The sequence below is a fragment of the Cupriavidus sp. GW822-FHT02D05 genome (assembly GCF_058802485.1).
Map to the genome: position 1 here is coordinate 135,166 of NZ_JBXAOE010000022.1, position 6,513 is coordinate 141,678.

6 protein-coding genes are annotated in these 6,513 nt (G+C 61.7%); 2 read left to right on the forward strand and 4 right to left on the reverse strand.

What is annotated here, in order from left to right:
* Positions 1-140: 140 nt before the first annotated feature.
* Positions 141-1,037 carry an N-6 DNA methylase gene (locus AC1RQK_RS27215; RefSeq protein ID WP_492812248.1) on the forward strand — a complete coding sequence of 299 codons (897 nt, stop codon included), beginning with the start codon at positions 141-143 and terminating at the stop codon, positions 1,035-1,037.
* 412 nt (positions 1,038-1,449) lie between these two features.
* Here AC1RQK_RS27215 and AC1RQK_RS27220 read toward each other — a convergent pair whose 3' ends face one another.
* Genes AC1RQK_RS27220 through AC1RQK_RS27235 form a run of 4 tightly spaced genes read right to left on the reverse strand, consistent with a single transcriptional unit; the run spans position 1,450 to position 5,285 of the window.
* On the reverse strand, positions 1,450-2,451 hold the full coding sequence (locus AC1RQK_RS27220) for an NADP-dependent oxidoreductase (protein ID WP_492812250.1): 1,002 nt from the start codon (positions 2,449-2,451) through the stop codon (positions 1,450-1,452).
* Entirely contained in the window at positions 2,432-3,322 is an 891-nt protein-coding gene (locus AC1RQK_RS27225; protein ID WP_492812252.1) for an alpha/beta fold hydrolase, read from the reverse strand. Before AC1RQK_RS27225 ends, AC1RQK_RS27220 begins: the two co-directional genes overlap by 20 nt.
* Positions 3,323-3,364: 42 nt before the next feature.
* The gene (locus tag AC1RQK_RS27230) at positions 3,365-4,153 is read right to left on the reverse strand and encodes an SDR family NAD(P)-dependent oxidoreductase (protein WP_492812254.1); all 789 of its coding nucleotides are present in this window, start codon (positions 4,151-4,153) and stop codon (positions 3,365-3,367) included.
* Positions 4,154-4,202: 49 nt separating this feature from the next.
* Entirely contained in the window at positions 4,203-5,285 is a 1,083-nt protein-coding gene (locus tag AC1RQK_RS27235) for an alkene reductase (RefSeq protein ID WP_492812256.1), read from the reverse strand.
* A 132-nt stretch (positions 5,286-5,417) separates the two neighbouring features.
* Between AC1RQK_RS27235 and AC1RQK_RS27240 the strand changes: the two genes are divergently transcribed.
* On the forward strand, positions 5,418-6,110 hold the full coding sequence (locus AC1RQK_RS27240; RefSeq protein WP_492812258.1) for a TetR/AcrR family transcriptional regulator: 693 nt from the start codon (positions 5,418-5,420) through the stop codon (positions 6,108-6,110).
* Positions 6,111-6,513 lie beyond the last annotated feature (403 nt).

Genomic DNA, 6,513 nt, shown 5'->3' on the forward strand with positions numbered 1-6,513 from the left:
TTCTACCCAACGGGGGTTGCCATCCCGTCGGGCGGCTCCCTCACATCCTGTTCAGGAAGCCCACATGTTCCATTCTGCTATCCCCAAATCGACGCGGCATCGCCTGCGTACCCATTTCTGCGTACACCTGCGGTCGACCCATGAGTAATCGGACCGCGCAAAAGATGTTCAATCGGACAGCCGATGAACACCAGAAGGCACTCATTTCCCTAATCAAGGAGTTTGGCTACCGACACACACTAGATGAGGTCTTCGCCGATTTCGTGGAGCTTTCGGCGCTGGCAGTGAGCAACGCAGTCGACAAGCACCACTTCCAGACACGGGAAGAGTGGTACCTTGCGATAGTGAAGAAGTACGATCCCGCGGACTTCAAGCGATTCCCACAGATGCTTGGGGCATTGACGGCGTGCTTTGAAGACCGCGTGCAGCGGCTTGTTCCAGGTGGTGAGGGGCTAGCCGATGTGCTGGGCCAGACCTACATGATGTTGGAGCTTGGGAGCAGTAGGGCGGGGCAGTTTTTTACTCCCTACTCCGTGTCGAGAATGATGGCGCTGATGAACGTGGGGGACGGTAGCCTGCACATAGAGCGCGAAGGCTACGTGACCGTACACGAGCCCGCGTGCGGCGCTGGCGGTATGGTAATTGCCTGTGCTGACGCCTTCAATGACGCCGGTCACAACTATCAGGACGTTATGCACGCGACGTGTGTCGACATAGACCCGCGCTGTGTTCACATGACGTACCTACAGTTGTCCCTACTGCATATTCCCGCGATCGTGATTCACGGTAACGCACTCAGCAATGAATCATGGAGCCATTGGTTCACGCCCGCCCATATACTGGGTGGATGGGGACCGAGGCTTCGGCGGCGAAGCCGAGGCGAGGCGGTCCCAGAGCATGCTGAGCCGCCGGCGAAAGCAGGTGCTGAGTTGGTTGTGCAAAGTGTGGAACCTGCAATCGTGCTGTCATCGGGCGCCGCGGATCCAGAGCCTCGGCCGCGAATCTTTGTTCGAGAGGACCAATTGGCGCTGTTTTGATCTTCCACGACGACCTCAGGCAGAAATTCCTTAAAAAGCTCGCGAATTTCGTGAGCTTTCGAGGCCAATGCCTGAGCAATCCGGCCGTAAGATTTTCCTGTAGCCCGACCCGCTACTTGGCCCTGAGCTAATGATGTCCTCCGCCCTCCACTTTGTGGAGGGTTTTTTTTCTGCGTGACCCGGGGAGAGCCAGTTCATTCGTGGCGTGGTCTGGGCCAGGATTCTATCCGGCGGTTGCGTTGACCGGTTGAATCCGCAGCCAACAAGGGTCATTCACTCGCGCTTGAGCTCGGACGTGCGGGCGGCGGCTCTGCAACTCTAGCCGGCCATCCGGTTCTCCATGAGCCTTAACCTAGTCACCCGCTTCTTCAGTCGCTAGGGTAAGCTCCTGCACAGTCAACCGTTTGGCCACTCACTTGATCTTCACGACGACCTTGCCCTTCGCGCGTCCCTCGGCCAAGTATTCAAGCGCTTCCTTCGCTTGCTCGAACGAGAAAACCCTGTCGATCACCGGACGAATGCGTTCCGACTCGAGAATTCCTCCAATCTCGGCGAGTTGGGCGCCGTCGGGACGGACGAATAGAAATGAGTAGGTGACGTCCCGTTTTCTTGCAAGACGCATGATTTTTCGGCTCATCAAGCCGAACACGAACGTTAGAAAGAAATTCAGGCGTCGTGCGCGTGCGAACGCTGCGTCCAAGGGACCGATGAGCGAGACAACCTTGCTCCCTGGTTTGAGAATGCCGATGGCTTTCTCGATCGCATCGCCCCTCAATGTACCAAGCACGACGTCGTAGCCCCGCAGCACTCTTTCGAAGCTCTCCTTCTTATAATCGACCACCTCGTCTGCGCCCAGCGTGGTGACTAGTGGAACATTACCCGTGCTGGTGGTCGTTCCCACCTTGGCACCAAGGTACTTTGCTAGCTGGATCGCGAACGTACCGATACCGCCCGACCCCGCAGGGATGAACACCTTCTGACCAGCTCGAACATTGGCACGCTCCTTCAATGCTTGCCACGAGGTGAGGCCAACCATCGGAACGGAGGCGGCCTGCACAAAGTCGAGCTTGGCCGGCTTCGGTGCGGCAACGCTTTCCGGCACCGCCACAAATTCGGCGATCGAACCTCTGCCAAGATCGAAGAGACTGGCAAAAACGGCATCGCCCGGCTTGAAACGCGTCACGCGACTGCCAACCTCAACCACCACGCCAGCAATATCGCTGCCTAGCGTGGCCGGTAATTCGAACTTCAGGACAGGCTTGAACGTGCCCGCCGGAATCATGTTGTCAATTGGATTCAATCCTGCCGCGTGGACCTCCACCAGCAACTCATCCGCCTTTAACGTGGGGCGCGGAACGTCGGCGAATCCGATCTCAGGTGACCTGCCATAGCGTTTAAATGTGAGTGCGTTCATGTTGCTCTAAATCCAATGGGGGTGTTGCCAGGAACGCCAGCGCCCTTGACACGAAGTCGGCGTGATACTGAAAGATGCCGCCATGGCCGGCTTCTTCGTAGATGACCAACTGCGCATGGGGAATGCGCCGGGCCATGTCGCGACTTAGCGTGGTGGGCACCATGATGTCATTGTCGCCGTTGGCGATCAGGACCGGCATGCGCAGGCCGGAGAGATCCTGCGGCACCTGCTGGCCCCAAGCCTTAATCGCCTTGAGCTGGCGCAAGAAGGCGCGGGGTGTCGGTCCCCTGTCGCGATCGACGCGGCGCTCCTTCAGTCTTTTCAGGAAGGCGCTTGCCGCCTGCCGGCCAATGGCCGTAGGGGTGAAGAAGAGATAGGTCTTGGGGTCGCATAGCGTCAGCAGGCCCTTGAGTATCAGCGGCCACGACACCGCACCGACACGATCGATGCCCTGACCGCCCGCGGGGCCCGTGCCTGTAAGGATGAGCTTGCGCACAAGGGCAGGCACCTTCAGGGCCACGTCCTGTGCCACGAAACCGCCAAGCGAAAAGCCGAGCAGATCTACTTGATCGAAACCCATCGCGCGGATCACCGCGCTCGCGTCGCGCGCCATCTCGCCGACGGTTACCGACGCGGTGCCGCCGGACAAACCGATTCCGCGATAGTCGATGGCAATAACGTGGTGCTCACGAGCCAGGCCATCTACGATGCGCGGGTCGAAGTTGTCCAGCACGGCGCCCCAGTGGTTAAGGAGGACCAGCGGGGTGCCGCCATGCTGTCCCAGTTCGCGATAAGCGAACGTGGTTCCGCACACCTCTACTAGCTTGGTCTGAGCGTGGGCATAAGACGCCTGCGGCGCTTTGAAGTTCATGGTCGATTCTCGTCGGGGGTGACGCCCCGGTCATTGTGGCGGTCAGGCTTCGGGCCGATAGCGTTCGGCCACCTGGGCTTGTCGAATGTCCGATATGAGCCCTTGACGCGCGCCATCCAATGCGTCCCAGCGCGCCGCTACGTGCAGCGGCGGGATAGTCACGAGTTCGCGGCGATCGAAGCCGACCAGTGCCGCATCAACCAGTTCGCCGACTTCCATCACCTCGGGAAGCGTATTGACGTCGATGCCGGCGCGCCCCCATATTTCCGTGCGGGTCGCCGCCGGGAGCACCGCCTGCACGTAGACGCCGCTGGGCGACAACTCGAGGTTCAATCCCTGCGACAGGAACAGCACAAACGCCTTGGTGGCGCCGTAAATTGACATGCCGAACTCGGGCGCGAAACCTACCACCGAGCCGATGTTGACGATTGCGCCGGTACCAGACTCCAGGAAGCGCGGAGCGGCGGCGGCGGCAAGCCGCGTAAGCGCCGTCGTGTTGAGCGTGATCAGGCGTTCGATTCCCTCAGGCGTCTGCTGCACGAAGCCGCCCGATTGAGCCATCCCGGCGTTGTTGATCAGGATGCCTATGCGAGCATCCTCACGCAGACGAGTCTCGACCCCGGCAAGGTCGGCGGGCTGGGTGAGGTCGGCCTGCAGCACTTCCACGGCCACCCCACTTTCTTCACGCAGCCGCGCGGCCAGCGTTTCGAGGCGCGCCTTGTCGCGTGCAACCAGCACAAGATCGTGGCCGCGGCGGGCGAAACGCTCGGCGTAGGTGGCGCCGATGCCGGAGGAGGCGCCGGTGATGAGAACAGTCGGAAGCGTGGTCATGATAATTTCCTCTTCAAGGCGGTTCGGACGTGGACGCAAGCAGCGCGCCTCAGGCGGTGATGGACGGGTAATCGGTGTAGCCCGCAGCGCCGCCACCATAGACCGTGGCGAAGTCGGGCTGGGCCAGCGGGGCGCCGGTCTTCAGGCGTTTGACCAGGTCGGGGTTGCTGATGAAGGCACGGCCGAAGGCAAACAGGTCTGCCTTGCCCTCGTTGAGCCTGGCGGTGGCGAGTTCCAGGTCGTAGCCGTTGTTGGCCAGGTAGGTTTGCCTGAAGCGGCGGCGCAGCGCGTCGTAGTCAAACGGTGCGACATCGCGCGGGCCGCCGGTCGCGCCCTCGACCACATGCAGGTAGACGATGCCCAGCGCGCTGAGCTGCCCGGCGATGTAGTCGTACTGGGGCTGAGGGTTACTGCTCGAAATGCCATTTAACGGTGACACAGGCGAGATGCGCACACCGGTGCGATCGGCGCCGATTTCTTCAACAACTCCAGCGACGACTTCCAGTAGCAGGCGCGCACGGTTTTCGATCGAACCGCCGTAGGCGTCAGTGCGCTGGTTGGCCCCGTCTTTGATGAACTGCTCCAGCAGGTAGCCGTTGGCACCGTGAATCTCCACGCCGTCGAAGCCGGCAGACATGGCATTGGCCGCGGCTCGACGAAAGTCGTCAACAATGCCCGGCAGTTCGTTGAGTTCGAGGGCGCGCGGCTGCGACACGTCGACAAAACCGTTGTTGACAAAGGTCTTCGTCGCCGCGCGGATGGCCGAAGGCGCGACCGGCGCAGCGCCGTCAGGCTGGACATCGACATGCGAAACACGCCCGACGTGCCAGAGTTGCGCGAAGATGCGTCCCCCCTTCGCATGCACAGCCTCGGTGACCGTGCGCCAGCCGGCGATTTGCTCAGGTGTATACAGGCCCGGGGTGTCCTGATAGCCCTGGGCCTGGGCTGAGACTTGGGTAGCCTCAGTGATGATCAGGCCGGCCGAGGCGCGCTGGGCGTAGTAAGTGGCGGCCAGTTCGCTTGGCACCAGCCCCGCGCCTGCGCGATTGCGGGTCAGCGGTGCCATGACAAAACGGTTGGCGAGTGTCAGGCGCCCAAGGGTGTAGGGCTCGAAAAGCGTCTTGTCGGTCATCTTGCGTCAGCCTTTAGGGTTGGAGTTGCGCTCAATGATGATGACCATAATCTTAACTGTCAAGATTTTGATGACGATTAACATCAATGTACAATGGAGCCTTCGCAGACATGAACCCACCGTGGTCAGGAAATGAAGATCACCAAGGCACAGGCACAGGCCAACCGGGAGCACGTTGTCGCGACGGCGTCCAAGATGTTTCGGGAACGTGGCTACGACGGGGTTGGCGTTGCCGATCTGATGGCCGCAGCCGGCTTCACCCACGGCGGCTTTTACAGACAGTTCCGCTCCAAGGCCGAACTGATGGCGGAATCGGCGGCCTGCGGCATCGCGCAGACGGTGGCACTGAGCGCGGGTGTAAACGCCCCAGAGTTCGTGCAGCATTACCTTTCTCGCGAGCACCGCGACACCCGCGCTACCGGTTGCACAATGGCCGCACTAGGCGGGGATGCCGCGCGTCAACCAGAAGCGGTTCGGACCGCGTTCGCGGCTGGCATTGAGAGCCTGCTGGCTGCGCTGAGGCCCGAGGACACTCTTTCGGACGGAGCCGATCCGGGTCGGGCGCGAGCCCGGTCCCTCGACACACTGGCGCACGCGGTGGGCGCCGTCATCATGTCGCGGGCCTGTCCGGACGACTCGCCGCTGGCCGACGAAATCCTGGCGGTTTGCCGCGACGCGATCCTCGCGTCACTGAGCGTGTCCACAGCAGCAAACACTTCTTCGCATGACCGGCACACTTCTGGCATTCAGCGACCGGCCGATCGCCAGAACACCAGCGGCGACAACGGCAAGCTGGCCGCCAGGACGATAAAGAAGGCCAAATAGGCGGCCCAACCTGCGCAGAGACAACTCCATGGCGGGGCCGCGCAGCCCATTTGCATGAAGCCGAACAGGAGCGGGGCGGCGCCTGCCTTCTGCCCGAACGGCGGCAGCGCGATTGCGGTGCCCAGCGGATGAACCTGCCCGTCCCGGCCGGTAACACTATCAGTTCCGCCGAGAAGTAGTAGGCGTCCGCCCAGCCGCTGATGAGCCAGCCCGTTTACACGCGATGACGAGCGGCGGCTGCTCTCTGGAAGCGGCCGTTGCAGCGGGGCGGTCTGACCGGCAGTGCGGGGTCGGGAAAAGACGACTGGGTTGCAGCTGGCGGAGGTCCCTTCCCGGCCATGAGCGGCCGTCCGGATTGCAGGCGCGTGGTCGGTCGAGGGGCTGCTGCGCATCCCATATCGGA

Excerpts from the sequence above, each read along its gene's own strand:
- AC1RQK_RS27215 (WP_492812248.1), top strand. The coding sequence starts at position 141 with ATGAGTAATCGGACCGCGCAAAAGATGTTCAATCGGACAGCCGATGAA.
- AC1RQK_RS27220 (WP_492812250.1), bottom strand. The coding sequence starts at position 2,451 with ATGAACGCACTCACATTTAAACGCTATGGCAGGTCACCTGAGATCGGA.
- AC1RQK_RS27225 (WP_492812252.1), bottom strand. The coding sequence starts at position 3,322 with ATGAACTTCAAAGCGCCGCAGGCGTCTTATGCCCACGCTCAGACCAAG.
- AC1RQK_RS27230 (WP_492812254.1), bottom strand. The coding sequence starts at position 4,153 with ATGACCACGCTTCCGACTGTTCTCATCACCGGCGCCTCCTCCGGCATC.
- AC1RQK_RS27235 (WP_492812256.1), bottom strand. The coding sequence starts at position 5,285 with ATGACCGACAAGACGCTTTTCGAGCCCTACACCCTTGGGCGCCTGACA.
- AC1RQK_RS27240 (WP_492812258.1), top strand. The coding sequence starts at position 5,418 with ATGAAGATCACCAAGGCACAGGCACAGGCCAACCGGGAGCACGTTGTC.